Genomic DNA, 232 nt, shown 5'->3' on the forward strand with positions numbered 1-232 from the left:
GCTCGGCGCGCCGCTGATGACCCTGGCGCTGTCGCGCTGGTCGCGCCGCAAGGCGCTGATCGTGCTGATGGCGATCTTCACGCTTGGCAACCTGCTGTCGGCGCTGTCACCCAACTACACCACGCTGCTGCTGGCGCGCCTGGTGACCAGCCTGAACCACGGCGCCTTCTTCGGCCTGGGTTCGCTGGTGGCCGCCAGCGTGGTGCCGCGCCACAAGCAGGCCAGCGCGGTG

The 232-nt window shown here is 70.3% G+C and carries 1 protein-coding gene; it reads left to right on the top strand.

Annotated elements, in window-relative coordinates; all coding sequences use genetic code 11:
• On the top strand, window positions 1-232 hold a 232-nt coding region (locus tag SB751_RS35660; protein WP_410749691.1), incomplete at both ends, for an MFS transporter.

The organism is Cupriavidus sp. SIMBA_020, from assembly GCF_046535395.1.
GTDB classification, from domain to species: Bacteria; Pseudomonadota; Gammaproteobacteria; order Burkholderiales; family Burkholderiaceae; genus Cupriavidus; species Cupriavidus campinensis.